25 protein-coding genes and 1 pseudogene are annotated in these 26833 nt (G+C 44.6%); 9 read left to right on the top strand and 17 right to left on the bottom strand.

Annotation, left to right across the window (positions count from 1 at the left end):
• Positions 1-149: 149 nt before the first annotated feature.
• The 3 genes from FOF60_RS04820 to FOF60_RS04810 are packed head-to-tail and all read right to left on the bottom strand — an operon-like array spanning position 150 to position 3995.
• A complete protein-coding gene (locus FOF60_RS04820) occupies positions 150-701 on the bottom strand; it encodes a 4Fe-4S dicluster domain-containing protein (protein ID WP_192469519.1) in 552 nt (183 codons plus the stop codon).
• A gap of 14 nt (positions 702-715) precedes the next feature.
• On the bottom strand, positions 716-2845 hold the full coding sequence (fdhF, locus tag FOF60_RS04815) for a formate dehydrogenase subunit alpha (protein ID WP_192469520.1): 2130 nt from the start codon (positions 2843-2845) through the stop codon (positions 716-718).
• The gene (locus FOF60_RS04810; protein ID WP_225649750.1) at positions 2826-3995 is read right to left on the bottom strand and encodes an MFS transporter; all 1170 of its coding nucleotides are present in this window, start codon (positions 3993-3995) and stop codon (positions 2826-2828) included. Before FOF60_RS04810 ends, fdhF begins: the two co-directional genes overlap by 20 nt.
• A gap of 411 nt (positions 3996-4406) precedes the next feature.
• Between FOF60_RS04810 and FOF60_RS04805 the strand changes: the two genes are divergently transcribed.
• Positions 4407-5396 (top strand): NADPH:quinone oxidoreductase family protein, encoded by a 990-nt coding sequence (locus tag FOF60_RS04805; RefSeq protein WP_192469521.1) that lies wholly within the window; start codon positions 4407-4409, stop codon positions 5394-5396.
• Positions 5397-5451: 55 nt separating this feature from the next.
• Here FOF60_RS04805 and FOF60_RS04800 read toward each other — a convergent pair whose 3' ends face one another.
• The gene (locus FOF60_RS04800) at positions 5452-6087 is read right to left on the bottom strand and encodes a histidine phosphatase family protein (protein ID WP_192469522.1); all 636 of its coding nucleotides are present in this window, start codon (positions 6085-6087) and stop codon (positions 5452-5454) included.
• A 188-nt stretch (positions 6088-6275) separates the two neighbouring features.
• On the opposite strand from FOF60_RS04800, the gene FOF60_RS04795 reads away from it, so the two are divergent.
• Positions 6276-6854, top strand: coding sequence for a hypothetical protein (locus tag FOF60_RS04795; RefSeq protein WP_192469523.1), 579 nt, complete (start codon positions 6276-6278; stop codon positions 6852-6854).
• A 144-nt stretch (positions 6855-6998) separates the two neighbouring features.
• Here FOF60_RS04795 and FOF60_RS04790 read toward each other — a convergent pair whose 3' ends face one another.
• The 5 genes from FOF60_RS04790 to FOF60_RS04770 all read right to left on the bottom strand — a co-directional run bounded on the left by FOF60_RS04790 (position 6999) and on the right by FOF60_RS04770 (position 10809).
• On the bottom strand, positions 6999-7442 hold the full coding sequence (locus FOF60_RS04790) for a threonine/serine exporter family protein (RefSeq protein ID WP_192469524.1): 444 nt from the start codon (positions 7440-7442) through the stop codon (positions 6999-7001).
• 15 nt (positions 7443-7457) lie between these two features.
• A complete protein-coding gene (locus tag FOF60_RS04785) occupies positions 7458-8216 on the bottom strand; it encodes a threonine/serine exporter family protein (RefSeq protein WP_192469525.1) in 759 nt (252 codons plus the stop codon).
• A 114-nt stretch (positions 8217-8330) separates the two neighbouring features.
• The gene (locus FOF60_RS04780) at positions 8331-9482 is read right to left on the bottom strand and encodes an MFS transporter (RefSeq protein ID WP_225649791.1); all 1152 of its coding nucleotides are present in this window, start codon (positions 9480-9482) and stop codon (positions 8331-8333) included.
• Positions 9483-9651: 169 nt separating this feature from the next.
• Positions 9652-10251 carry a DUF421 domain-containing protein gene (locus FOF60_RS04775; protein ID WP_192469527.1) on the bottom strand — a complete coding sequence of 200 codons (600 nt, stop codon included), beginning with the start codon at positions 10249-10251 and terminating at the stop codon, positions 9652-9654.
• 102 nt (positions 10252-10353) lie between these two features.
• Entirely contained in the window at positions 10354-10809 is a 456-nt protein-coding gene (locus FOF60_RS04770) for an OsmC family protein (RefSeq protein ID WP_192469528.1), read from the bottom strand.
• Between the two features lie 275 nt (positions 10810-11084).
• On the opposite strand from FOF60_RS04770, the gene FOF60_RS04765 reads away from it, so the two are divergent.
• From FOF60_RS04765 to FOF60_RS04750, 4 genes are all read left to right on the top strand, one after another.
• Positions 11085-12737, top strand: coding sequence for a M20/M25/M40 family metallo-hydrolase (locus FOF60_RS04765; protein WP_192469529.1), 1653 nt, complete (start codon positions 11085-11087; stop codon positions 12735-12737).
• A gap of 151 nt (positions 12738-12888) precedes the next feature.
• Complete coding sequence (locus tag FOF60_RS04760) at positions 12889-14547, top strand: glutamine--tRNA ligase/YqeY domain fusion protein (protein WP_192469530.1); 1659 nt, start codon at positions 12889-12891, stop codon at positions 14545-14547.
• Between the two features lie 764 nt (positions 14548-15311).
• Positions 15312-15809 carry a GNAT family N-acetyltransferase gene (locus FOF60_RS04755; protein ID WP_192469531.1) on the top strand — a complete coding sequence of 166 codons (498 nt, stop codon included), beginning with the start codon at positions 15312-15314 and terminating at the stop codon, positions 15807-15809.
• A gap of 86 nt (positions 15810-15895) precedes the next feature.
• On the top strand, positions 15896-16246 hold the full coding sequence (locus FOF60_RS04750) for a hypothetical protein (protein ID WP_192469532.1): 351 nt from the start codon (positions 15896-15898) through the stop codon (positions 16244-16246).
• A 47-nt stretch (positions 16247-16293) separates the two neighbouring features.
• Here FOF60_RS04750 and FOF60_RS04745 read toward each other — a convergent pair whose 3' ends face one another.
• A complete protein-coding gene (locus tag FOF60_RS04745) occupies positions 16294-18717 on the bottom strand; it encodes an immune inhibitor A domain-containing protein (RefSeq protein WP_413632799.1) in 2424 nt (807 codons plus the stop codon).
• A gap of 185 nt (positions 18718-18902) precedes the next feature.
• Here FOF60_RS04745 and FOF60_RS04740 point away from each other — a divergent pair, with 185 nt between their 5' ends.
• Complete coding sequence (locus tag FOF60_RS04740; RefSeq protein ID WP_192469533.1) at positions 18903-19847, top strand: Gfo/Idh/MocA family protein; 945 nt, start codon at positions 18903-18905, stop codon at positions 19845-19847.
• A 33-nt stretch (positions 19848-19880) separates the two neighbouring features.
• On the opposite strand, the pseudogene FOF60_RS04735 reads toward FOF60_RS04740, so the two are convergent.
• Positions 19881-20374: pseudogene (locus tag FOF60_RS04735) on the bottom strand (NUDIX domain-containing protein).
• A gap of 318 nt (positions 20375-20692) precedes the next feature.
• On the opposite strand from FOF60_RS04735, the gene FOF60_RS04730 reads away from it, so the two are divergent.
• A complete protein-coding gene (locus FOF60_RS04730) occupies positions 20693-22396 on the top strand; it encodes a PAS domain-containing sensor histidine kinase (RefSeq protein ID WP_192469534.1) in 1704 nt (567 codons plus the stop codon).
• Between the two features lie 44 nt (positions 22397-22440).
• Here the strand turns inward: FOF60_RS04730 and FOF60_RS04725 are convergent, their stop codons facing one another.
• Together FOF60_RS04725 and FOF60_RS04720 are read right to left on the bottom strand one after the other, a co-directional pair.
• A complete protein-coding gene (locus FOF60_RS04725; protein WP_192469535.1) occupies positions 22441-22671 on the bottom strand; it encodes an excisionase family DNA-binding protein in 231 nt (76 codons plus the stop codon).
• A 6-nt stretch (positions 22672-22677) separates the two neighbouring features.
• Positions 22678-23265, bottom strand: a complete 588-nt coding sequence (locus FOF60_RS04720) for a DUF1836 domain-containing protein (protein ID WP_225649752.1) — start codon at positions 23263-23265, stop codon at positions 22678-22680.
• Between the two features lie 133 nt (positions 23266-23398).
• Between FOF60_RS04720 and trhA the strand changes: the two genes are divergently transcribed.
• The gene (gene trhA / locus FOF60_RS04715) at positions 23399-24046 is read left to right on the top strand and encodes a PAQR family membrane homeostasis protein TrhA (protein WP_192469536.1); all 648 of its coding nucleotides are present in this window, start codon (positions 23399-23401) and stop codon (positions 24044-24046) included.
• A gap of 34 nt (positions 24047-24080) precedes the next feature.
• Here trhA and FOF60_RS04710 read toward each other — a convergent pair whose 3' ends face one another.
• The 4 genes from FOF60_RS04710 to thiD form a co-directional block, all read right to left on the bottom strand.
• On the bottom strand, positions 24081-24695 hold the full coding sequence (locus FOF60_RS04710; RefSeq protein ID WP_192469537.1) for an exonuclease domain-containing protein: 615 nt from the start codon (positions 24693-24695) through the stop codon (positions 24081-24083).
• A 73-nt stretch (positions 24696-24768) separates the two neighbouring features.
• Positions 24769-25302 carry an energy coupling factor transporter S component ThiW gene (thiW, locus tag FOF60_RS04705; RefSeq protein ID WP_192469538.1) on the bottom strand — a complete coding sequence of 178 codons (534 nt, stop codon included), beginning with the start codon at positions 25300-25302 and terminating at the stop codon, positions 24769-24771.
• Positions 25299-25955 (bottom strand): thiamine phosphate synthase, encoded by a 657-nt coding sequence (thiE, locus tag FOF60_RS04700; RefSeq protein ID WP_192469539.1) that lies wholly within the window; start codon positions 25953-25955, stop codon positions 25299-25301. The genes thiW and thiE overlap by 4 nt, the downstream gene beginning before the upstream one ends.
• Positions 25928-26770 (bottom strand): bifunctional hydroxymethylpyrimidine kinase/phosphomethylpyrimidine kinase, encoded by an 843-nt coding sequence (thiD, locus tag FOF60_RS04695; RefSeq protein WP_192469540.1) that lies wholly within the window; start codon positions 26768-26770, stop codon positions 25928-25930. Before thiD ends, thiE begins: the two co-directional genes overlap by 28 nt.
• Positions 26771-26833 lie beyond the last annotated feature (63 nt).

Raw genomic sequence — 26833 nt, 5'->3', positions numbered from 1 at the left:
GTGAACATCGCCAATAAAGTTGGATTTTCGCCAATAAAATTGTGAAAACCGCCAATAAAATCAGATTTTCGCCAATATCGTGAAAATCAATCCAAAAATAGAGCCGGCCCTAATGAACTTAGCGCTCTTTTCCGGCCGGCTCCATTCAATTATGATTGAGAATCTGTATAAACACCGAAGAATTCAGGTACGTAATCCCATTTATTGCCCTCTTGAGGCTTTTTGCCTTCAACCAGGTTCATTTGGGTACGTCTTCTGCGCAGCTGCTGCATTTCATCGAAGTCGATGAAGCGGATTGCATCACTCGGACAGACAGATGCACACATTGGCGCAATATCATGACGAGTTCTGTCATAGCACATATCGCATTTGTACATTTTGTTCGTTTCGAAATCGAACTTAGGGATACCGAATGGGCAGCCGAATGTACAGTTGCGGCATCCGATACATTTTTCCTCCATTGCTGAAAGCACGACGCCTTCATCCGTGATCTGGATCGCGTTTGCCGGGCAGACACGTGCACATGCAGGGTCTTTACATTGCATGCACAGCATCGGGAATGTCTGGCGAGATTCTGTGAAGTCAACATATTCTACATAGTTCCGTTCCTTGGCATCATGGTCCCCACACTCACGGCAGGCTGCCTGGCAGGCACGGCAGCCTATACAGCGCTCAAATTCTAGATACATTATTTTATTCATAGTGCCCGTTCCTCCTATTTAGTCAGTTTTTCAAGCTTTACAGCACAGACTTTAAATTCAGGCATCCTTGAGAATGGATCCAGTGCCGGGCTGGTCAATTGGTTGACTGCCAGCTTCTTGCCCCAGTGGTAAGGGACGAACATTGTGTCTTTGCGGATTGCTTTTGTTATTTTAACCGGTGTGATCATCTCGCCACGCGGTGTGGAAAGCTTCACTCTTTCACCGTTTTCAATCTGGTACTTGCTTGCCAGTTCTGGGTGCATTTCTACGAATGGCTCAGGGCATTGCTCCATCAGGAAGTCAACGCGTCGTGTCTGGTTACCTGATAGGTAATGGAAGACAACGCGGCCTGTGGTCAGCCATAAAGGATACTCGTTTGTTTGAACCTCTGTAGGTCCTCTGAAATCGCAGACTGCAAGGTTTGCTTTTCCATCTTCCGTAGCAAAACGCTCCTGGAATACTGATGGAGTTCCTTTGTGGTCTTCTGCCGGTGCTGGCCAGAAAACACCATCCTGCTCATCGATTTTTTCGTAAGTTACTCCGTAGTAATCAGCCTTGCCGCCTTTTGAAGCGTGGCGAAGCTCGTCAAAAATCTCTCTTGGTTCGTTGTAATCGAAGTACTTACCTTTACCTAGACGTTCAGCGATCATGCTCATGATTTCCCAGTCAGGCTTCGATTCTCCGATTGGATCAACCACTTTACGGATGCGGATGACACGGCCTTCGATGTTTGTAGTTGTGCCCTCGTCTTCAGCCCAAGTTGTTGCTGGAAGAACTACATCCGCAAGCTCAGCTGTTTCTGACATGAAGAAGTCATTTACGACAAGGAAGTCTAGCTTCTCTAGTGAATCCTGGACATAGTTGATATTTGGTGATGAAACAACCGGATTCGAGCAGATGACATGCAATGCGCGGATCGTCTTGTTCTGCATCAGGTGGAACATTTCATATGCGGAGACGCCTTCCTTCGGCATCTCTTCTGGCTTGATGCCCCAAACTCCAGCGACATGCTCAACATCTTTAGGGTTTGCGATTTTACGGTAGCCTGGAAGAGCATCTGCCTTCTGACCGTGTTCGCGTCCGCCCTGACCATTGCCCTGACCTGTAAAAGTAGCAACGCCTGATGCGAATTTACCGATCTGGCCTCTCAACAAAGCCATTGATGTATATAGACTCACATTGTCAACCCCAGAAGTCTGTTGTTCCGCACCGCGTGCGAACATGACGACTGAGCGTGGTGATTTTCCGAAAATGTGTGCTGCCTTGATGATTTTCTCAGCTGCGACTCCTGTGAGCTTAGATGTATATTCTGGCGTGAATTTCGCCGTCATTTCTTTTAATTCTTCAAAGTTATTGCAGCGTTCCTGTACATATTCATTGTCAACGTAATCATATTTGATTAAAAGATGCATGATGCCGTTCGCTAAAGCAGCGTCTGTTCCTGGAAGCAAGTCTAGGTGTACGTCAGCCACGCGAGCTGTTGCTGTTTCACGCGGGTCGGCTACGATGAATTTCGCCCCTTTGTCCTTTGCCTTCCAGAACCATTGGATACTAGTCGGATGGCATTCCGCTGTATTGGAGCCAGCCATGAAGAAAGTGTCCGTATGCTCTAGCTCTGTCCAAGGAAGTGTCGATCCGCGGTCCATTCCAAGTGTCTTGTTGAATCCGCCGGCAGCTGAGCTCATGCAGTAGCGGCCGTTATAGTCGATATAGCGAGTTCCAAGTCCTACGCGGGCGTACTTGCCGACAAGGTAACATTTTTCATTTGTCATCGAAACGCCGCCGTATACGCCGATTGCATCCTTGCCGTAGTTTTCCTGGATTCCTTTATATTTGCTTTCAATCAAATCCAGTGCTTCGTCCCATGTTGCTTCTACGAACTTGCCATTCTTTTTGATCAAAGGAGTCTTGATGCGGTCCGGGTGGTCGACTGTCTGGTAAGCAGTAACACCTTTAGGGCACATCTTTCCTCTTGTTAAAACCCAGTCATAACGCGGTTCGACACCGACCACCTTGTTGTTCTTTTCATCGACGCGAATATGCATACCGCACTGCATTCCGCAGTAACAGCAATGGGTTGTGACTAGCTTTTCACCTTTGCGGATCTGGTTCTTTACGCCTTCTTTAACGAGAAACTGGCTCATCGATTTTTTCCTCCTTTGAATCCTTGTCAAGTCCGTAAAACTCTTCCGAACGCTTCTTGCTGAAGCCTGATATGTGAATTCCATTATTGGTGCTTACTGGTCCGTATGGGTTGCCTTTTGGTGCTTCAAGATTCATTTGCTTCAATGCTCTCATCCTGCGGCGGCAGCCTGTGCAGTAGTCTGATAGGTAAGTGCCATCTGCAAGCTGCAGGTCAAAGTTCTGGCTTTTTAAAATTGCCTGGACGTCCGCAATCTGGTCATCATTGCTGTATGGCTGTCCACAGCTCTTACATGATTTCGTATCCACTTTAACCACCTCTTGATAACTCATTGGTACAGCTGTAGCCAGCGGCCTGATCGGCACGTGGAACAGTTTTCCGAATGGGAAGTACATCAGCATGATGATGACGGTTACCTGGTGGATGAGTGACATATAATGATACATCCAGCCATCAAGGAATGTGAACATGATTGTCAGAATCAAGCCTGTAACTGTCACTGCCAAAAGAATAATCAATGGCAGAATATCGAACTCGAATCGCTGGGTTACTTTTACATCGTAGTCAGTGATGCGTCGGTAAAGGGCCATCCCCGCTCCGATCAACACCATGATTGCGCCGATATTCAAGCCGTTATAGACGATCTCGGCGAAAACCCCGTCAGCTGCCATAGTGATGGTCGGCATATCGAACACGATGATCTGGTATGTTCCCGGGTCAATCAGGTCAAAACGCATCCATCCAAATGTAAGCCCGAATGTAATCGCGAATGAGATGATGCAGCCCCATGAAATCATGAAGTGCTGAATTCCGCGGTAAATACCCCGCTGGAAAATGAATTTTTGCAAAATGATATTATCAATCAATGTTTTGACTAAAGCTTTTGAATTTCGTTTCACTCTTTCTTTATTAAAAAGGTTATCAACACTCCGCTTTGCCACCCTGTTCGTCGCTTTGCGCCACATCCAGAAGCTCATCCTGATAGTCAGGCCAATCGCAAAGACCACCGATGAAATTACATATCCCAGAAGCGCCATATCGATATGAACAAACTTCGAAGTTGAATACCACATTGAGAAGAACAATATCATCACAACGACAAAGGAATACATGCTTGTTTTGGAGTAAAAAGATTTCTCGAATTTGTACAACTTTGCTACCTCCCCGTGAATCGTTTCCGATTTCAAAAATCATCTTATCATGGAAATACAGTCTAAAAAGGGTTAAATTGTAAACACTTTGTGAATAGTGAAAAATTGATTTAACAATGTTTAGAAGCCCTAACCTCCACTGTGTACCTTACTTATCTAAATCTTAAGGGAGACAGAATAAAAGATATGTGAAGTCCGTCACACCATAAGAAGTGGACACAAAATCGTAATAAATTCGTGATGGACTTAACTTTTTAGCCCTGGTCGACAGGCATTGAGCAGCAACAAAAGTCATTTTCAGTTTTTAACAATCGATGGTAAACTGGAAAAACTTGAGTAAGTTGTGTTATTAGAAGTCCGGCATGCTTATGCCCTATACTAAGACTATCAATCGAGAAAGGTTGGGGAGATATGGACAATTTCAAAGCTTTTATCGTGAACAAGACAGATGATGATTTTTCAGCAGAAGTAAAAACGATCGGATTGGAAGATTTGCCTGCTGGTGAAGTAGTAATCAAGGTGGACTACTCGAGCGTTAACTTTAAAGACGGGCTTGCAAGCATTCCAAATGGCAAGATTGTCAGGTCCTACCCCTTTATCCCTGGCATTGACCTTGCCGGGACAGTTGTCCGGTCTGACGACAGCCGGTTCAAGGAAGGCGACGAAGTAATCGCCACCAGCTACGAAATAGGGGTTTCCCACTATGGAGGGTTCAGTGAATTTGCAAGGATTCCGGGAGATTGGATTGTCCCATTGCCAGAAGGTATAACATTGAAAGAAGCGATGGTCTACGGAACCGCTGGATTCACGGCAGCATTGTCTGTCCATCGACTTGAAGAGAATGGACTTTCTCCGGAAAAAGGCAAAGTCCTCGTGACCGGAGCAACTGGCGGAGTCGGCAGCGTGGCAGTGGCGATGCTCGCCAAGCGGGGATATCAGGTTGTAGCTAGCACAGGAAAAGAATCAGAACATAACTACCTTCGTGAAATTGGCGCAGCCGAGATCATCAGCCGCGAAGAGCTTGCCGGTGAAAAAATAAAACCATTGGATAAGCAGCTTTGGGCGGCAGCCGTTGACCCGGTTGGCGGCAAGTCGTTAACTGCGATTCTTAGCAAGCTTGAGTATAACGGTTCGGTTGCCGTCAGCGGCCTGACCGGCGGAACAGATGTCCCTGCGACAGTCTTTCCATTCATTCTAAGAGGCATCAACCTTCTCGGCATCGACTCAGTATATTGCCCGATGGAAACAAGAAAGCTTCTCTGGCAGCGGATGGCAACTGATTTGAAGCCGGATGGATTACTGGAAACCATTCAAACTGAAATAACATTAGAGGAATTGCCAGGTACTCTCGCCAGTATTTTAAAAGGCGAAAACCGCGGCAGGACAATCGTGAAAATATAAAAGCAAACAGCCCGGATCCTCACTAAGGAACCGGGCTGTTTTATGAAAAATAAATCTATGACCCCTGTATGACGGGGTGCTCTGAATCTACTTTTTCCAGATGTCCGCAGTTATTCATGAACATTACGGCTTTCTGGCTGCCATTCAGTTTGAGCAAATGGATTCCGGTATCTCCAGTAGGAAAATAAGTATCCGATAAAACGGGCAGGTTCAAAAATGCCCTCAGCAGGTTGGAGATCATCCCGCCGTGTGAAACAATCGCAATTCTTTTACGTCCTGCACTTTCAGCAAGAATCTTTGAGAATATTGTTTGCGCCCTGAAGCGGAATTCAAGTTCCGATTCGCCTTCCTCAATGGGCTCGTGAGGCTTCCTGCCTCCCTCCGGCTCTGGATAGCGCAACTTGGCCTCAGCATATGGCAAGCCTGCAAGAACACCGTTATTGAACTCTCTTAATCCATCATCCTCAATTACGGAAATTCCAGTTTCCTGTCTGAGGATTTCTGCTGTCTCACGCGCTCTTTTCAATGTACTTGCCCAGATAACCTCCGGCATGTATTTCTCCTTTACCACTTTCGCCATTTCCCTTGCCTGCCTGCGGCCATGATCCGTCAGCAGCAAATCCGCCCGGCCTTCGTGGACCTGGAGGATATCCCCCTCTGACTCTCCATGTCTGATCAATAAAATTTCCATAAACCCCATCCCTTTTTATATAAATCCTAATCTACCTAGATTAATTCTCCATATTCTAGAAAAAACCCTTTACAGCAAAATGGAATTAAAAACAAAATAAACACAATAGGAAAAAGATGTTAAGATATTCTAAGATGCGAATGCTTTAGGAATGAGGAGAAGATGGATTTTTCAGGGGGAGTCTATATATGAAAAAATTGATTTTTATAACACCATTACTATTTATTATCATTTTTATAGTTTTTATAGGCGGCTACAGGTTTACAGCGTTAAGTGCTGCAAAAAGTCTTTCGTTCCTTTCAAAAAATGCAGAGTTGATGGAACAATATGAGACGGATTCATCTGTTATCTCTTTATTTAGGAACAATGAAGAACAGGTCTACCAAACGGTACTATCTGAAAAGTCAGGGGTGTTCTTCCGCGGCAGTGTATCAACCAATATTTCATATAGTTCTGATAAGGTACAGACAGTTGGAGGTATTAGCGCCTCCACTGAAAATGATGCAGTCACTTTATTGAGCGTAATTTCATATGACGAAGATGTTGCTTATATAGAGGCTGGCGTGGAGCCAAATGTAGAAAGAAAAGCAATAAGCAAAGGAGAGCGAATATCATTCTTGTTCCCTTTTAATGAACAATTAGACTTCCTTAACCCAACAGCATTTAATAAAGAAGGAAAAAAACTTTATTATTACGGATATCCCAAAAATACAATTGTATTTAAGATTGAAGATTATAAGTGGCATAAAATTGATGAAAATGAATAAATATCATTTTCATTCAAAGGATCTTAATGGTTCAACATTACTAAAAAGCTCAGAGTTACTCTGAGCTTCTGTTTGTTATTTACTGCTGAAATGGATCTTCGGTCTGTTACATTATGAACTGCTTGTACCCGCGAGTATTCCCCTCTATTTTACCGGCCCAAGGCTTGACCTCCGGATCACCTGGTTGATCACTTCAGAAAAGACTAATCCTACGGCTATTGCTCCGGAAATCATCGATGCTTTGGCAGCCAGCGAGAGGGCCACACTGTAATCGTTCTCCACAAAGTTCCTCATCGCATCATACGCGAGTCCCCCCGGAACCAGAGGAATGATCCCGGCGACACTAAAAATGATGATGGGCGTCCGATACGCCTTGGCGAACACCTGGCTGACCACGGCAATTAAGAACGATGCCATCAATGTTGCAAAAATCGTGCCGAACCCATTGGTATCAAGGGCAAAATAGACGATCCAGCCAGCCATCCCAGAAATGCCGCATTTGACGAGGGATTCCCTGGGCGCGTTAAAGATGATTCCGAACGCAGCCGAAGCAATAAAACTTGTAATAAGGTGTTCTATATAAATCATCGTCACTTCTCCTGACTACAAGAAAGATAAAATTGCCGCTATGCCTGAGCCGATTGCGAACGCCGTCAACAGCGCTTCCGCTCCCTTGGACAGACCCGAGACCAAATGGCCGGCCATCAAGTCCCTGACCGCATTGGTGATCAGCAGGCCGGGAACAAGCGGCATCACTGAGCCGATGATGATTTTATCCAGTTCCTGTCCCAGCCCGAATTTTACAAAGAAAAACGAAATCATCCCAATCACAAAGGATGACAGGAATTCTGCGAAAAATTTAACCGGGACAATCCTGTGAAAATAAATGACCAGGAAGAATCCAATTCCCCCCGCAGCCATTGAAGGCAGGAAGTCTAGCCAGCTTCCCATGAACATGATGGTAAAACAGCCGCTCGCAATCGCCGCTGCCAGGATTTGAATCATAAATGAGTACGTCAGGTTAGCCTCCTCAATCTCTCCCAGGAGCTTGCAGGCTTCCTTCAACCCAACCTCACCGCTGCTGATTTTCCGAGAAACGCTGTTGACCATGGCGACTTTCCTTAAATCTGTCGTCCGCTCTGAAATCCGCACTAGTTTTGTACGTTCCGGGCCAACTCCTTCTACTGAAAAAATAATGCCAGTGGGTGTCACATAGCTATGCGTCTGGTCAATGCCGAACGCAGAAGCCATCCGCGACATCGTGTCTTCTACCCTATACGTTTCCGCGCCGCTTTGAAGCATGATTTTACCGGCAAGCAAACAGGCCCGCATCACTTCAAATGTTTGATCCTGATTATCCATAATGATCCTCACATACCAATCCGAACTGTGTAAATTTCTTTATCAGTTTAAATCATAAGAGTGCATATTAGCAACCATAGAAAAAGCCAGCCAATGAAACGGCTGGCCCTTGCTTCAGGAAATAGCTTCCTCCGGCTGGCTGATCATTTTTTTGCGTCTGCCCTTTACGATGGTCAGAACCAATGCTACTACAATGAATCCACTCGAGATCCGGAACAATGCTCCCAGCTCAACATATTGCGCCAGGACGCCGAAGACCAGACCGCTCAAGCCAAGCCCAAGGTCAATGGATGAGAAGAACATTCCATTCGCGACCCCACGGCGGTTTGGAGGTGTCATCGATAATGTCCATGACTGCAGGGTCGGAATCAATGAACCGAATCCGATTCCGAACAATACGCCGGCAATCGCAATCATGATGTTGGAATGGGCGTAGCTCAGCACCCACATCCCTATGAACGTAATAGAGATGGTTAAAATGACAAGCCCGACTGGCCCTTTCTGGTCAAACCATTTTCCGGCAACCGGACGTGACAATGACGCAAGGATTGCATTGCAAAGGTAGAATAGAAAAATTTGATCAATTCCGCGTTCGTCCCCGAAAATGACGATGAACGTTACAATCGTTCCATAGCCAAGGTTGATGAGCAATGTGAGCATTGCCGGGAACCAGCCGGATTTTTCGACTAGTGACCCTAAATAAGTGAACTTAAGGTCTTCCTTTTTGGTTGTTAACACCTGATTTGGCGTGTTGTACTTAATCGTCCCCAGGAGCACCAATGCAATGACACCAAGAGACCCCGAAATGTAAATAAGGTTATCGAAAGACGTAACCTGGAACAGGAATATTCCAAGACTTGGCGCAATAATCATCCCAATAGTGATGGAAAGGCCGAAATATCCCATCCCCTCGCCAAGGCGCGAGTTCGGGACTAAATCAACAGCAGCCGTACCATTAACCGTCGTTGACCACCCCCAGGCAAGGCCGTGGATCAGGCGGATTGCCAGGAAAATCACGACTACTTGTGAAAGCGGATATAAGAAAGTAATCAATAGGAGCAGAACCGCACCAATCAGGACGAGGGGCCCGCGCGCTTTGTATTCAAGCATGAAGCCGATGAACGGCCTGCTAAGTACAGCACCGATTGAAAATAGTGCCGTGACCAGCCCGATTTCCGTTCCGCTCGCACCGATTGATTTTATATAAGGCGGCAGCGTCGGAATCAGCATCTGGAATGACATGAAAATGAATAGATTCCCGACCATCAATTTAATGAACGAAGAGGTCCATAATGGTTCTTTTGGTTGTGACAATGTATATCTCCCCTTTTTCTTGAAAAAGAAAAAAAATCTTCTGCGGAAGAAGATTTTCATATGTATTTCGCATCTCTAAATAATAGCACAGCCCAATGGATATATAAAAGGGAAATTTTGTTCATTGAAGGTATTTAGGATTGTGCTGCGGATTCGACTTTTTAAGTTCATTAAATATATCAGGATTTGCCGGCTCCGGGTTATCTTCCATTTTCATGACCATTGCTGGAAGATAGTCATTCAGTATTTTTTTAAACTCTCCAACAGTAAGCGGTTTTGCATCGTCCTGCAGTTCATATCCAAGCTGCCCATTGGGTTCAATAGTTGCATATTTAACATCTTCGAGTTTTGTAATGCCTTTATTTCTCAACCTCATCTCCAACTGGTCAACCGTCAGCCTCAGCTTCTTCAAAGTCTTAATGTTTAGTTGACCATTCTGAATGATGACCTTCGATTTCCCTGTAATGAACTTTTCAAAGAAGTTAAATTTAAGCTGCAAATACTCTAGAATCACAATCGCAGCGACAAAGATTGCTGCCCCGGCAATCGCTTTCCACATGCTTTTCTCCACAATTGGCTGGACAATGATGGTCCCAAGTGAGATCATGACAACTGTTTGTGCCAGCGTCATCTGGGAAATAGATTTCCTGCCGGCGATTCTCAATAATAGAATTCCTGATAAAATCAAAAAAGCCGTTTGCCATACAAAAGTGAAATCCATAAGTGCTCCTAAAAAATGATTATCTTTAATTTCTCCATCGACGAGTTTTTTATGAGGCAAAAAAACGGCACCAATTTACGGCAGCCGCTCTAAAAACAATTATTATAATGTAACTGGATTTTCGATGACAATTTCAGTTCTGGTGACATTCACAGGGTTTGAGATTGTATCATCCACTGGGCAAGTTTTCGCAATGAAATCTGCCAGTGCCCTGATGTTTTCTTCTGGAGATGGTGACTTTATATAGTAGGTATAGCGAATATCTGAATAGCCCCGGCGCACGGCTGACTTGTTCATAAATCCATCGGTATCAAGGTCCCCTTCCAGTTCAACCCGGAAATCCTCTAATTCCACGCCGAATTTTTGGCTGTACACTCGTGCCACGATAGATTGGCAGGCTCCTAAAGCACCAAGAAGCATTTCCACCGGATTCATCCCCAGGTTGGTTCCTCCTAAATTGACAGGCTCGTCAATCGTGATATGAAACCCCCTGGCCTGGACATCAACCTTTACCCCTTCCTGCAATGCAGCAGTGGCTTTGAAAATTTCTTTTGGCATGATATTCCCTCCTTTTATTCTACACCTTCATTTTCTATTATTTCTTTTTAAAAAAATACACGATAACGCAATATCCACAAAGTGTTCATCATGCATTGTACATATTGTGAAATAGTTAACAATCTGTACAAAAAATAGATTACGCTTATGATTCTATCTACCTTGACCCTTTTGCGATAGAGGATTTCCCTCAGCCACTTTTTACTATTGTATTTCACACTGATATGCGTTAGCTTGATATTAAAAGCTGAATTTTCTGAAAGGGGATGCTTTGGATGCTTGATTGCAGGGATGAGGTTTTATTTTATACGAAGCAGCTTGTGAACATCGGGAGCATTGTCAACACCAATGGAGAGAACGAGATTGCCCAGGCACTTTATACGATGATTTCATCGTTTCCTTATTTTATTGAAAATCCGGCACAGATCATCCGGCCGCAAACCCAGAATGATGTCCTCGAACGCTATAATGTCATGGCTTTTGTAAAAGGTACAAAAGGGACTAGCAATCGTACCGTCATTTTAATGGGCCACCTTGATACAGTAGGGATTGACGATTTTACACAGCTGGCAGATGTGGCGTTTGACCCGGACCAGCTGATTGTTGAGCTAAAAAAAGAGAAGCTGCCCCCACTTGTCGACGAGCATGCGCATTCAGGTGAGTGGATGTTCGGCCGCGGTGTTCTGGATATGAAGAGCGGCGTCGCTTCCAATCTTTATCTTCTTAAGTACTTTTCCGAACACCCAGAGGAGCTCGATGGCAACCTTGTTTTTTTGGCAGAATGTGATGAAGAGGACAGCTCGTACGGAATCCTCTCCGCAGTCAAAGACCTTAAGAGCTGGAAAGATGAGCATGGTTTTGAATATGTCGCTGCAGTCAACAGCGACTTTGTCTCACCGAGATTTTCGGGAGACAAGAACCGTTACATCTATAAAGGCACAGTCGGAAAGCTGCTCCCTTCTTTTTACATTACGGGGTCTGAAACACATGTCGGTTCCGCTTTCGAAGGCCTGGATCCAAACCTGATTGCAGCTGAACTGACCAGACAGATCGACTATAACCCTGACCTGTGCAATGAGGCATTCGGCGAGACGACGATGCCGCCGGTTTCCCTGAAGCAGATGGACCTTAAGCCAAACTATACTGTACAAACGGCGCTGGCTGCTTATGTATATTACAATTTCTTCATTCACTCCTGGACACCAAAGGATGTCCTATGGAAGTTGAAAGAGCAAGCCTATATTGCTTTTGAAAAAGCATTAAAGCTGTACGAGGAACGCTATCAGCAATTTTGCAAGATCAGCGGGGAGCCATGCAGGGATCTTCAATGGCAGCCAAGGGTGATGACTTATGAAGAAATGGAATCTGAACTCATCAAGGCCCATGGTTCTGAATACACGGCCCATATGGTGGAGTTTAAGGATAACCTTCTTCTCGATGCCAGCCTGGATCTGAGAATGTATGCAGCCAGAGTCGTCGAGGAAGCCTGGAAGTGGATGCCTGACCAGAGTCCGGCCATCATCGTCTTCTACTCCTCGCTCTACTCGCCAAGGATTGAATTGGCTGGCGAAACCGAGGATGAGCGAAATTTGATTGAAGCTTTGGATGCTGCTGTTAAAAGTGTTCAACCTGAATACGAAGAACCAATCGTGATCCGCAGTTTCTTTCCTTATATATCTGATATGAGTTTTGTCGCTTTAAGCGATGATGACGAAGCATTGGATGTCGCGTCCCGTAACAATCCAAGCTGGGGAACGAAATTTTTCGTGGATTACCAGGAAATCCGTGAATTGAACGTGCCCGTCATCAATATCGGTCCGTACGGGCTTGATGCTCATAAACGGTTCGAACGAATGGAAATAGACTACTCTGTTAAAATAGTCCCGAATCTGACTTGCGAAGTCATCCGGAATCTTTTAGCCAAATAATCTGCAGGTGCCTTGATTTAAGGCACCTTTTTGATATTTCACTACTTGTTTTTCCGCTTTTTTCTTATTACTATATAGTTCAGTGGAAATATATTATAGTAATCATTAAAATAAAGATAATGAGACTGATCAAAGGAAAGGCTGATTTGAATTGGAAGAAAACTCTAATTTTATAAAAACGATCATTAAGGAAGATTTGGAGAGCGGCAAGCGCGATAAAGTCGTGACTCGCTTCCCCCCAGAACCAAATGGATACCTACATATCGGTCACGCAAAATCCATCGTCATCAACTTCGGCCTTGCGGATGAATTCGGCGGCAAGACAAACCTCCGATTCGATGACACGAATCCGCTGAAGGAAGACCAGGAATTCGTCGATGCCATCAAGGAAGATGTTGAATGGCTGGGCTATGAGTGGGAAGGCCTGTTCTTTGCCTCTGACTACTTCGATGAAATGTACGACCGAGCCGTCCTGTTGATCAAAAAGGGATTGGCGTATGTCGATGATTTGTCAGCTGACGAAATCCGTGAATACCGCGGGACACTGTCAGAGCCTGGAAAGGAAAGCCCGTATCGTGACCGTTCAGTGGAAGAGAACCTTGATTTATTCGAGCGCATGAAAAACGGTGAATTCGCTAATGGTGAAAAAGTATTGCGTGCGAAGATTGACATGTCTTCACCAAACATCAATCTTCGTGACCCGGTCATTTATCGAATTTCCCATGCAACACACCATAACACAGGTGACAAGTGGTGCATCTACCCAATGTACGCTTTTGCCCATCCGATCGAGGATGCACTTGAAGGTGTAACACACAGCTTGTGTACAACAGAGTTTGAAGACCAGCGTCCGCTGTACGACTGGGTTGTCCGTGAGTGTGAAATGGAAGCAACACCGCAGCAGATTGAATTTGGCCGCCTGAACCTGACGAATACGGTTATGAGCAAGCGCAAACTGAAGCAGCTTGTAGAAGAAGGTTATGTCGATGGCTGGGATGACCCTCGCCTTCCGACGATTTCCGGCTTGAGAAGACGCGGCTTCACGCCAGAAGCGATTCGTGAATTTGTAAAAGCGGCTGGAGTTTCCAAAGGTTACTCCACAGTTGACGCGCAAATGCTTGAGCACTTTGTACGTGAAGACCTTAAGCTGAAGGCTCCGCGCACGATGGGTGTGCTTCGTCCATTGAAAGTCGTTATCACGAATTATCCTGAAGGCGAAGTGGAATGGCTTGATGCCGACATCAATCCGGAAAATCCGGAAATGGGAACACGCAAAATCCCATTCTCACGCGAGATCTATGTTGAGCAGGACGACTTCATGGAAAATCCGCCAGCGAAGTACTTCCGCCTCTTCCCTGGTAACGAAGTACGTCTGAAGCATGCTTATTTCATTAAGTGCAATGATGTAGTTAAGGATGAAAATGGTGAAGTGGTTGAGCTTCACTGCACATATGATGTAGAAACTAAGAGCGGATCTGGCTTTACTGGCCGCAAGGTAAAAGGAACGCTTCACTGGGTAGACGCGACACACGCGCTGCCTGCTGAATTCCGCCTGTATGAGCCATTGATTTTGGACGATGAGGAAGAGACCGAAAACGAAGCTGAGAACAAATCATTCCTGGATCAGGTAAATGAAAAATCCCTGGAAATCGTGAACGGCTACATCGAACCAAACATGAAGGACGCCAAGCCACAAGACAAATTCCAGTTCTTCCGCCACGGCTACTTCAACGTCGATCCAAAGCACACAACAGATGACAAGAAAGTCTTCAATCGGATTGTATCGTTGAAGAGTTCGTTTAAGCTTTAATAATTGGATTAGAGGCCTCCCCAGGTGCGAGTTGGATCTGGGGAGGTTTTTATTTTTGACTGATAAGTACTAGTACCGCGAGAGTTCCTGTATTGGTCTTTGCAGGTGATTATTAGACTCCTCCCTGCCTTTTACAGTTTTTCGCTTTTTGATGCCAAACCTGTCTGAAGTTGGCTCTTCTTGTGACAGCTTTTCCCCTTCTGACGCCAAACCTGTCTGAAGTTTGCTCTTCTTGTGACAGCTTTTCGCCTTCTGACGCTGAACCTGTCTTAAGTTGGCTCTTCTTGTGACAGCTTTTCTCCTTTGGATGCTGAACCTGTCTGAAGTTGGCTCTTCTTGTGACAGTCTTTTCCCCTTCTGACGCCTAACCTGTCTGAAGTTTGTTCATCTTGTGACAGGTTTTCTCCTTTGAATGCTGAACCTGTCTTAAGTTTGCTCTTCTTGTGACAGTTTTTCGCCTTCTGATGCCAAACCTGTCTGAAGTTTGCTCTTCTTGTGACAGCTTTTCCCCTTCTGATGCCAAACCTGTCTTAAGTTGGCTCTTCTTGTGACAGCTTTTCGCCTTCTGACGCCTAACCTGTGAAGTTTGTTCACCTTGTGACAGCTTTTACATAAGTACTTCCAAACCTGTCTTAATTACGTGACAGTCTCGTTGCTCCCCCCTTGTCTAATACCACCTGCGTGAACTTAATTCTCTTTTTACAAGGAAAACCTGCTGCTAAACTAGAATTCTATATAGCAACTATTTTTCAGAGGTGAGCATTATGGAAATTCGACGATTAAATGGCGGGGATGCTGAGATGTATCGTGCCCTGCGACATGAAGCCTTACTTAAGAATTCTGAGGCGTTCGGATCGAGTTATGAGGATGAGAGGAATTTTGCAGCATCGGATTACGGGCAGAGACTGGATAGTAAATTAACTTATACATTTGGCGCGTTTGACGGAGAGCAGTTGGTCGGTGTTGTCACGCTTGTTCCAGAAGGAAAAGCAAAATTAAAGCACCGTGCTAATATTTTTGCCATGTACGTGACTTCTTCACAGCGCGGTCAGGGCACCGGAAGGCTTTTAATGAAAAAAGCGATTCAACAGGCAACTGAAATAACTAGCATTGAACAAATCTATCTAACTGTGAATGCCAGCAATGAACCTGCTAAAAAGCTGTATTCCTCTCTTGGGTTCAAAACCTACGGATTAGATAAAAATGCAATGCTCATTGAAGGAACCTATCATGATGAAGAATTGATGGTGTTATTTTTTTAGGCCTTAATTGGCCTTTTTTTCATGTTTATTTTTTGCTGGAAAAGGAAGTAGGTATAGGATGAGTCTTTTAGGAAAGGAGATTGCTCATGTTTTTAGACGCATATGTTAACCAAAAGGTACAAATTAAACTGAAAAATTTCCCCGAAAGCATGATTGGCGATATTACGGGAATCTACCAGCCAGATGAATGGTATCTTGTAAAAATTGTACATGCTGAGAATATGGGGCTTTGGGTTGAAAACCCTTGCTATAAGCGAACTCCCGTACAGAAGGAAGATGGAACCGCCATTCCGGCCGAAGATCAGGTGGAGGAAACTTGCATCACTCACATGTTCCTGCGCTGGGATTATATCGCTTCTGTCATCACCTTCCCGGATGCAGACCCAACAGCTGATAAAAAAGCGAAATTGATCGGGTTCCAGCCGGATGTTGATTAGAATACAAGTAAAAACGCTGCCGGAAAACCGGCAGCGCTTCTTTATTCTTACTTATGGATCAATACCTTACCCACTGTTCCGTCTGCACTTGAACCTAGTACACGGAATTTCAGGCCGTATGATGTGATGTTACGTCCAGCTTGCGGAAGTACCGGTGAAGTGTACTTAGAACTGTCGTCGAAAATCGGTGTCCTTTGTGTTGCATTATCTGTCAGGACAGAGCCTAATATTGACTTATAATCAAGATACATATTTTCAGACTTTCCTTGGTTGAACGCTGCATCATGGACTTGGTAACGAGAAGAAGCAAGTGCCCCATCGCTCCATCTGTTGATTGTCTGATCAGCGTCTACAACTCCCAGGAATCCGTCTCCTGGGTGAACTCCGGTCCAGTTATTATCGAATGCCTCATCGACGTACCAGACAACAAGTCCTGAATCATAAGTCATCAGGCTGGCACCGCGGCGGATATTTTTCAATCCTTCATCCACACCATTGTGTGATCTCCACTCTAGCAGGTAGTAATGTTTAGTGGATGTTTTTCCTTCATGCTTTTCAAAGCCATTCAATGCAAATGTTGTTTCACCCTCAGCACCATCGTTGAAAAGCACGGCACTATCAGCAGTCACTTTTACATTATCCACAAAGAAGCCATCCATATTTGTGCCCCAATCCGTCATATAACGGAATTGCACCAGGATTTTTTGTCCAGCATATTCACTTAAATCCAATGATTCGTGAATCCAGCCATTGCTTGAACCAGTGTATCCAGGCATGTTTTCTTTGATTGCTGGATATCCATCTGAAACAATGTCAGAGTCAGTATTTGGGGTTGACAAAGATTTCCATGTAGCTCCATTATCTGCGGAAACCTGAACCATCGCATAATCCCAGTTATCCTCAATTTGATACCATGCATCATACTCTAGCACAGCTTTGGAAGCGTTCGTTAAGTCCACTTCTTTGACCATCTTGTGATCAATTTCATCGCCATTGCCGCCATAATATTCCCATGCACCTGCAGCCGGCTCGTTGATGACCCTTTCCTTATTCGGCAGGTCAACTTTTACTGCATCGTTGTTTGTGCCTTTTGAGTTTGCCTGGTCCAGCAATACTTCAGTACCATTTTTCGTCAGTTCATCAGCATGGAGTGTTGTTCCAGTCAGCCAGTTGCTGCCAGGCATTGAAGCATGTAGGAATTCCCTTGCATATGGACTGAAGCCTGTAGGTTCTGTTCCTGGAACCTTTCCTGCCCAGCTTCCAGCTGACATAATCGACCAGTAGGCAACCGGCTCACCTGCAGAGCTGCTGTAGATGGTGTCATATTCATCTGGAAGTCCCAGGTCATGACCGTATTCGTGAGCGAATACACCCGCAGCGCCATCAGCTGGTTCGATTGTGTAGTCGTAAGCATACATTGTACCTACGCCCCAGTAATCCACTTCAGGTGTTGGTGATCCAGTAATAGGAGCTACTCCACCAAGATTCCAGCGATGGGACCAGATTGCATCTCCGCCAAGAGATCCGCCGCCTGCTTCCTCACCCACTGAAGAGTGGACGACCATCAAATGGTCAACTAAGCCATCTGGCTCACGGTAATTACCATCTCCATCAAGGTCATACCGATCTTCTTTATCGTAATTCAGGAGGTTGACATCCGGATCCTGAGCAGCTGCCAGCAAGGCTTCATATACTAAGCTGCGAGGTGCTGTATCATTATCAGAAGCATTATTGCCGCCATAGTATGCAGCAGGATATTTTGCTTGATACCATCCAGCTACCTGGCCCCCAATAGAATAACTTCCGCCAGACTGCTGTTCATAATATTGCTTGACAGAAATTAAATTCTCCCCATTAGGACCCTTATAACCGTCGTCTCCGAAAATCATATCTGTATAGTGTTCTTTTAAGTATTCATCATAAAACATATCCGTTTCGCCAGGCTGGATATTTGTCGCAGGGAAATCTGGATATTCAATCAAAAGGACAAGAACTTCATCCTTTCGCTGGCCTCCGCTCCAATCTTCTTCCTTTACCGGGTCAACGCTTGTCCCCTTTGTTTGTCCGACCTTATTTCCCTTACCATTTACGAGGCCAGTTGTGTTAAGCTTTTCTTTTAGATTGCTGTCTAACTCCTTTTCATGACCGTGAAGTTCGCCATGGTCTTTTGATGCGCCGGCCGCTCTATTCTGCAAATATTTCTGCAATGCCTTCTCTGCTTCCGCTGGCTTTGCATCCTTGGCAATCTTTCCTTCTTTCTTCAGCATTTCTATTAATCTTTCATCGTTTGCGATGCCTAAATCAATTGGTGCTCCTCCCTGTGATGCAAAGCTTGTCTTTTCTACCGCATCAACCTTGGCAGGTCCCGCAGACACAAATGATAGCGTGCTTGCAAGCATTGCGGTCATCGTCAGGCTGGATAGGACTTTAAGACCTAATTTCTTTTTCAATGTTTTACCCCTTCCTGTCATTTAGTCTATTACACTATAATTTTACTTAGCAGAATTTGATGTTACAATATTCTAAAATATCTAAAAACTTTATTTTCCATAGTTAAAAAGAATCATTTTCATTAATAATATTTCGGCTTGCTAAACTATTTTATCGTTAAGATTTTCTGTATAATAGTGGGTAAAAGAATTACTGGAGGTCTCTTATGTTAAAAGTCGGAGTAATTGGCCTTGGCGCGATTGGCCAGCGTTTGATAAACGGATTTCAAAAACACCCGGAGATGGAAATCGCAGCTGTCTGTGACGCCATGGAAGATAGAGCGAAGGAAACGGCAGCCGAGCTTGGTGGCATTCCAGCTTACGCCGACCATCAAACCATGCTTGAGAATACGGAGTTAGATCTTGTTTATGTCGCTGTTCCCCCAAAATTCCACCATGCCGTGGCATCTGATGTTCTTGCGAAAGGGATACATATTTTATGTGAAAAACCGCTGGCTAACTCGGTTGAGGAAGCTGAAAGTCTATTAAAACTAGCGCAGGATGCAGGTGTCGTACATGCGATGAATTTCCCGCTGAACTATAGCGCAGGCAGCAAGACTTTCGCAAAATTAATACAGGAAAACTATGTTGGCAAACTTAGAAGAGTTCAATTGAAGATGCACTTCCCGCAATGGCCGCGCCCATGGCAGCAGAATGCATGGGTTGCGAGCAAGGAACAAGGTGGTTATGTCCTGGAAGTTGGCGTCCATTTCATCCAGCAGCTGCAAAAGATTTTTGGTTCAGTGGAGGTAAAGGATGTCCAGATACAATTCCCTGAAGACCCGCACGCCAGTGAAAATGCAATTCTAGCAACCTTGAAGCTGGAGGATGGTACTCCAGTACTGATTGATGGCATGAGCCAGATTGCCGGCAAGGAGGAAATTGCGTTCACAGCCTATGGTGAAGATGGAACATTATCACTCTTAAACTGGGGGCAACTTGAAGGCGGGAAGCTTGGCGAGGATATCCTGCCATTGGAAGCAGATCACTCCCTCGAAGATTCATTGGTTGATCAACTTGTAAAAGCGATCAAAGGTGAAGAAGCGACGATTATCGACTTCGCCGCAGGTTATGAGGCACAGGTTCTATTGGAACAACTCAGGAAAGGTTGAGAGCGCGTGATTTTGCGCTCTCCTTTTTTAAAATTACCGGCTCACCCATGCATCATCCCACTGGAACTCAGCCTTTTCGCCATCCGATTTGATAAAAATGCTTTCAGGATAAGGGAGAGCCAATTCTGGCATGTTATCAGGCCTGAAGTATCTTAGTTCCGCTGTCTCGCTGTCGATTGGATTATGTTCACCCCCGACAGGTCTGCATTCAAAAACAAACACTACATACTCAACCTTGTGGCCGTTTGGGTATTCATAGGGAACTCTTTTCCGCCAAATACACCCAGTAATTTTTCCGGTAAAACATTAAGACCTGTTTCTTCCCATACTTCGCGGACAATGGCTTCAGCCGGGGCTTCACCTAATTCGATTGCTCCTGCAGGCAGGCTCCAATTCTCCCCATTTCCTTTGTTCTGGAATAAAATTTCTCCAGCTTCATTCCTGACTATTCCTGCCACGCTGGGCATAAAAATCAGGCCGCTTCCCAATTTGTCCCGAAGATCCTGATAATAATTCGACATTCCCATAATAACTTCACCCCCTATTTACCTTTTCGCCGGCCCACCAGTATTTTCCTTCTTCAGGTAGATGCCTATCACTCTCCGCCTCACCTAGATATTTTATAGAGCATTTATACTTTGAATATTCCCTTCCAGACAACGGATGGAGACTTTTAAAAAGTTATTCTGGGCCGAATTTGATTTGGCCCTTTGCATAATTTTCCAAATGGAAGAGAAGATAAATTAAAAATAATCTTCATTTAATTCGAAAAAAGTTGTGCTACTATAGAAAAGTAACACAAATTTTAAATTGCGTAAGCTGATGCTTACTTTAGGAGTCAAAAGATGAAAAAAAAGCAATATGTCCTGATCTTTTTCATTCTGAGCATTGCCTGGATATTTGGAACAAACTATCTGCTGAATTTATACGCTCCATCTGAATTTGTTATCATCATCGAACATACAAAGGAAGTCCTTTATGTATTGCTGGCAGGCTGGTTTTTCTATTTTTTCATCTCGAAGATGGAGGAATTGAGTGCCACAAAAGAAGAAGAGGAGCGTCTATCCACACTAATCAATTCAATGGTCGATTTCGTCAACTTTAAGGACGGAGAAGGCCGATGGATTCAGGTCAATGACTTTGGTTTGAAATTGTTTGATATTGAAAATGTTGATTATAGAGGCAAGAAAGATTCAGAGCTTGCGGAGTACAGCAATTATTTCGGTGATGCGCTGAGATATTGTGAGATTTCCGATGAAGAAGCATGGAAAGCAGGCGGAATTATCCGTGTCGAGGAAGTACTTCCACAGCCGGATGGGACAACCAAGACATTTGATACTATTAAGGTGCCGCTGTTCAATGATGATGGAAGCCGGCAAGGTCTTGTCATAATGGGCAGGGATATTACCGAACGAAAACACGTTGAAACTCTTCTTGAGGAGAGCAGGCAGCAATATCGTTCATTGTTTGAGTACAGTCCTGATATTGTTTCGATGCTCGACTTGAACGGGACGATCATAAATCTTAATCCACAGTTTGAAAGAATCACTGGTTTTAGCAGGGAAGAGTATATCGGAAAAAAACTGGCAGACTTGATCCCTGATTCCCACAGGCAAATTGTTTTGGATAAGGTTGCCAGCGTGGTGGAAAATCAGTGTCCACAAATGTTTGAATTGGAATTGCTGCATAAGAGCGGTAAGACAATCTTTTTCCAGAGCACTTCCCTTCCAATCATTGTGAATGACAAAATCGCTGGGATCATCTGCAATTCAAGGGATGTTACCGAGCTGCGCCAAACAGAAGAGCGTTTGCGGAGGACGGACAAGCTGTCGGTAGTCGGCGAGCTTTCTGCGAGCGTTGCCCATGAAATTCGCAATCCGCTTACTTCATTAAAGGGACTTGTCCAGCTGCTCCAGATGGAGGATGAAAAGCATCAGCTGTACTACCAGATCATGATCGATGAGCTGAACAGGATCAATCATATCGTCAGCGAATTGCTATTATTGGCCAAGCCTCAGCAAATTAAATACACGGAAGCAGATTTGCAGGGTATTTTGCATGATGTCATCTCCCTTTTAAAAACAGAAGCGAGCTTGCATAATATCCAGATCGAGTTCCAGGTTTTAAGCCACCCTGTCATGATTGAGTGTGAACCAAATCAGCTTAAGCAGCTGTTCATCAACATTGTGAAGAATGCAATTGAAGCATCAGCAGCGGGAGATGTCGTAAACATCACTCTGCAGAGTGCGGATAACAATATAACAGTAGTGGTCAAGGACCAGGGAGTAGGCATATCAAAAGAGCTGCTCGAAAGAATCGGCGAACCTTTTTATTCTTCAAAGGAAAAAGGCACCGGACTTGGAATGACGGTCAGCTTCAAGATTGTCCAATCCCATAATGGCACCATCAAGTTCAGGAGCGAGCCTGATAAAGGGACAGAAGTGATCGTTCAATTGCCCATCAAGCACGGTGACAAAGTGAAAGGTCTTGAAGCTACGAAAAGCGAAAGCGAGTTGGCCAGCCCGGCCAGCACTGGAGTTCAACAATAGGATGACGAACAAAAACGCGAAAGGATCAGTCCTTTCGCGTTTTTTTAATCTTCATCTTTAATGTCGATATCCTCAGGCACCGGTTCATTCATTATTTCTTCAACGAGCTTCTTATATTTCTCAACCTGTTTCATATGCATGTTGAATTGATCCTTGTAAATTAAATAATGCTCGCCATCATGAATAGCTCTTATTTTTCTTTGGAAAATCATGTTCTCCACCTGTTTTTCCGGAATCGTTAAGTATTCCGCTGCTTCTTTTACTGTCAAATACACCCTGGTTCAGTCCTTTTTCTTTTTTTCGTCTGAAAGCCTGTCAACTAGCTTCTCCGCTGTCCTTCTGTAAAAATTGCTAATATTAATCAAAGATGCAATCAGAAGAATCGTTTCAAGCTCCTTTGGTTCATCTGCCTCAAGCCTCTCCACTTCTCGTTTCACTTCTTGCTCAGTTTTGAGAACATCCTCATTAAAAATCTCGATGTTTTTTTCATGAAGATTCAAGAAACTTTGATAAAACTGGCCAAGCGGAATTTCCCCTGTCTCAGTCTTCTCGTTAATTCCTTCTAGAGTCTGCTTGATATCCTGGATGGATAAACCGCCCTTCAGCTGATAAATCAGGCTGATCAGGATCAGGTGCTCCTTCGAATACTTTTTATTCTTAATCGGAAAAAACAGCTTCCCCTTAGCGTAATTATTAATCATTGTTTTCGTGAGGACCTTTTCATCCTCATTCCTTGTTGAACTGCCGAAATTCTTTTCAAACAGCTGGATGACCTGGTCCATATACAAGTCGATCTCCGGAATGTCTTCCAGTGCGATATTATTTTCAAGGCCAAGTTCGGCGAGCAAGTCTGCTAGATTATTATTCAAAGTATCTCCCTCAACATTTTTTATTTTATTATAATGCAAAAAAGGACAATCGTAAACATTGACTACATATCATTACACGTATATTATTATAAGTAGTTATTAATACTACATAAAGTGATATGGAGGTTTGAAAATGAACAGCTACATCCGTGAACCAATTAATGGCCTGACTCACCTGGCAGGTGCCTTACTATCCTTTGCAGGCCTGCTTGCACTCGTCATTAAAGCTTCGATTACTACCGGTTCTGCACTCGCGATTACATCCGTTACGATTTTCGGCATCAGCATGATCCTGCTGTACACCGCATCCGCTACCTACCATATGGTCATCAGCAAAGATAGCGTGATCGCCTTCCTCAGGAAAATTGACCATTCGATGATTTTCGTACTGATTGCCGGAACCTATACACCGTTTTGCCTGATCAGTCTCAATGGAGTGACTGGCTGGACATTATTCGGCATCATCACATTCGCTGCATTGTGCGGAATCCTTTTTAAGATGATTTGGTTCAAGAGTCCAAGATGGCTATCGACCTCTATCTATATTGTCATGGGCTGGATGGTTATTTTCGTCGTGTCACCCCTATCATCTGTCTTGGATACGGCCGGTATTTTCTGGCTTGTAGCCGGGGGAATCATGTACACGATTGGCGGCGTCATATATGCTTTGAAACCCGATTTCCTCCGTTCAAAGCACCTTGGATTCCATGAGATTTTCCATATTTTCATCATGCTCGGAAGCACTGCCCATTTCCTGAGCGTATATCTATATGTCTTGTAAAAATAGAAAAGGTGCCTGAATTCAGGCACCTTTTCTAGTAGAACATTCTTCTTCTCTGTTTTTGAGCAGGCTGGTATTTCCGCATCGGGCCATATTCCAGCACTTCTTTTAAATAAAAATCGCCGTTTGGATTTTGCTGCTTCAAGAGTTCCGTCAAATATGTAATATCATCCATCGCTCTATGGGTCTGGAATTTCGAAATATTATGCGCCTGCAATAATGTCAGCAGCTTGCTGTTCGGGAAGCCATGATTTTTCCATTGGACATTCTTCATTGTGCAATACCATTTCATCTCATTGACTTCCGGATACATCCTGAATAAAAAGCTTCTGTCAAAGGATGCATTATGGGCAAAAATCGCATCAGTGCGATTGAAGTAATTCATAATCTTCTCATCGTAAAATGTCTTTCCGCGCACCATATCATAGTGGATTCCATGAATCCGGTAGGCCCTGTCATAGTTTCTTTGTGCCGTTGTCGACAGCGGCTCCCTTAAATAAGAATCTTCATCTAGAATATCGATAATTTCTCCTGATTCCTCATGAAAGGAAAATAGCTTCACAGCCAATTCTATTATTTCATCTGAATCTGGTCCCAGTCCAGTTGTCTCAACGTCCACTACCAATCCTAGCTTGTTCTCTGTGCTCAAAAATTGTCACCCTTTTCAGCTGGTATATATGAATCTATTTATTATCATATAGCAGGACTTCTCCCTTTTCCAGCTAAAGGCAGTAGGATGAAATCATTTCCAGACTACATCTGTTGGTCATCTCCAATCTAACTGCTGCATTCTTCAAGAAAATTTTCAGAAGCACGAAGCCAATTGCCGCACCAGCAAGCAAGCTGGCCAAAAATGCTGGTACCATTCCAAACAGCGCCGCTTCTTTGCCAAGGAACAATACAGCAATCGGATAACTGGCAATCGCTCCAATGATTCCGGTGCCAACTACTTCCCCCGCAAAAGCAAACTCCATTTTCTTCGTCTTTTTATATAAATAGGCTGCCAGAAGAGCTCCAATCATGCTTCCAGGAAAAGCGAAAACTGAACCGGTTCCCATCATATTCCTCAGCAAAGAAATGCCAAATGCCTGGGCAACAGCATAATAGGGTCCAAGCAACACGGCTGATAAAACATTGATAAAGTGCTGCACAGGGAACACCTTTACGATTCCGAGCGGGATGAATAACATATGGCTGGTCAATGTACCGATCGCCATCATCATTGCGGTGAGGGTAAGTTTTTGTGTGTGTCTCATTTTCTACCTCCGTTTAATGTGTCTCTTAATCTTGCTGCAGCTTCCTTGACGTCTTCCGCTTGGCTGATCGCTGTGATCACAGAAACTCCATCACCTCCGGCAGCCATTACAGCTCCTGCATTGTCCGCATTGATACCGCCGATTCCGACAATCGGTATGCCAAAGTCCTTTAGCTGCTCCAACAATGCAGTTCCCTGGACTGCTCTTGTATCCTTCTTTGTGGCCGTCGGAAAAATCGGCCCAACCCCAAAATAATCTGCACCTGCAAGCTTCGCTGTTTCAGCTTCTTCCAGATTATGTACAGAAACTCCGAGTATCTTATCGCCAATTTTTCTGCGCACCTGGGCAGCGTCCTCATCCTCTTGGCCAATATGAATACCATCTGCATCAAGCTCCATGGCAAGTTCAATATCATCGTTCACAATGAAGGGAATGCCATTTTCCCTGCAAACTTTTTGCAGCCTCTTGCCTAGCTCCAGCTTTTCAAAATCATTAAGACAGCCTTCCCCTTTTTCCCGATACTGAAAAATCGTGATCCCTCCGCGAATCGCATCTTCAAGCACCCTGACTGGTTCCGCGAAACAGTTCGTACTGCCGGCGATAAAATAAAGCGTCAGCAAGCTTCTCATTTGTTCAGGACTGATTCTCGCCATGAGCTGACCTCGCCTTCCTTTTTTGTATTGTAGGCCCAATGGTTAGTAGGTCCATGTCCATTCCCGATATCCAGCGGATTGGCAATGGCAGCCTGGATGAACTCCTTCGCCACAGAAACTGATTCATGGACCGAAGCTCCTTTCGCGAGCTGTGCCGTGACTGCAGCTGAAAAAGTACAGCCTGTTCCATGGGTGTTCTTCGTCCCAATCCTTGGAGTGGAGAAGTACGTAAAATCCGTTCCGTCAAAAAGGACATCAACAGATTGTACTGTTTCCTCATCATGACCGCCTTTTATAACGATATTTTTAGCTCCGAGCTCATGGATCCGTTTAGCCGCCTCCTTTTTTTCACCAATCGTCCTGATAGACATACCTGTCAGCACCTCGGCCTCAGGAATGTTCGGAGTGATGATAAGACAGAGCGGAAGCAAATGTTCTTTGAGGGCCGAAACAGCCTGCTGCTGAAGCAATGAAGCTCCTCCCTTCGCAATCATGACCGGATCGATTACGACTCTTTCCAAGCTCAACTCTCTAATCTTTCCCGCGACCGCTTCGATGATTTTCTCGTTAAAAAGCATCCCAGTTTTCAAGGCATCGGTCCCAATGTCCTCGCCAACAGACTGGATTTGCCTTGCCACAGCTTCTGCCGTCAACGGATAAACTCCCTGAACGCCAAGAGTGTTTTGCGCTGTTACTGCTGTCAGCGCGGACATTCCGTATACACCCAGCTCCTGGAACGTCTTCAGGTCTGCCTGGATTCCGGCCCCCCCGCCGCTGTCCGACCCTGCGATTGTCAGTGCTTTTTTCATAATCATTTACCTCCTTTTATTAGGCTCTTTTCTAAACTTTGTTGCTATTGACCGCAAAATAGTAATGAA

Origin of the sequence: Mesobacillus jeotgali, from assembly GCF_014856545.2 — a bacterium.
Classification (GTDB): domain Bacteria; phylum Bacillota; class Bacilli; order Bacillales; family Cytobacillaceae; genus Mesobacillus.
Note: the sequence above shows the minus strand (reverse complement) of the source record. Positions and strands in the feature narration are given on the sequence as shown.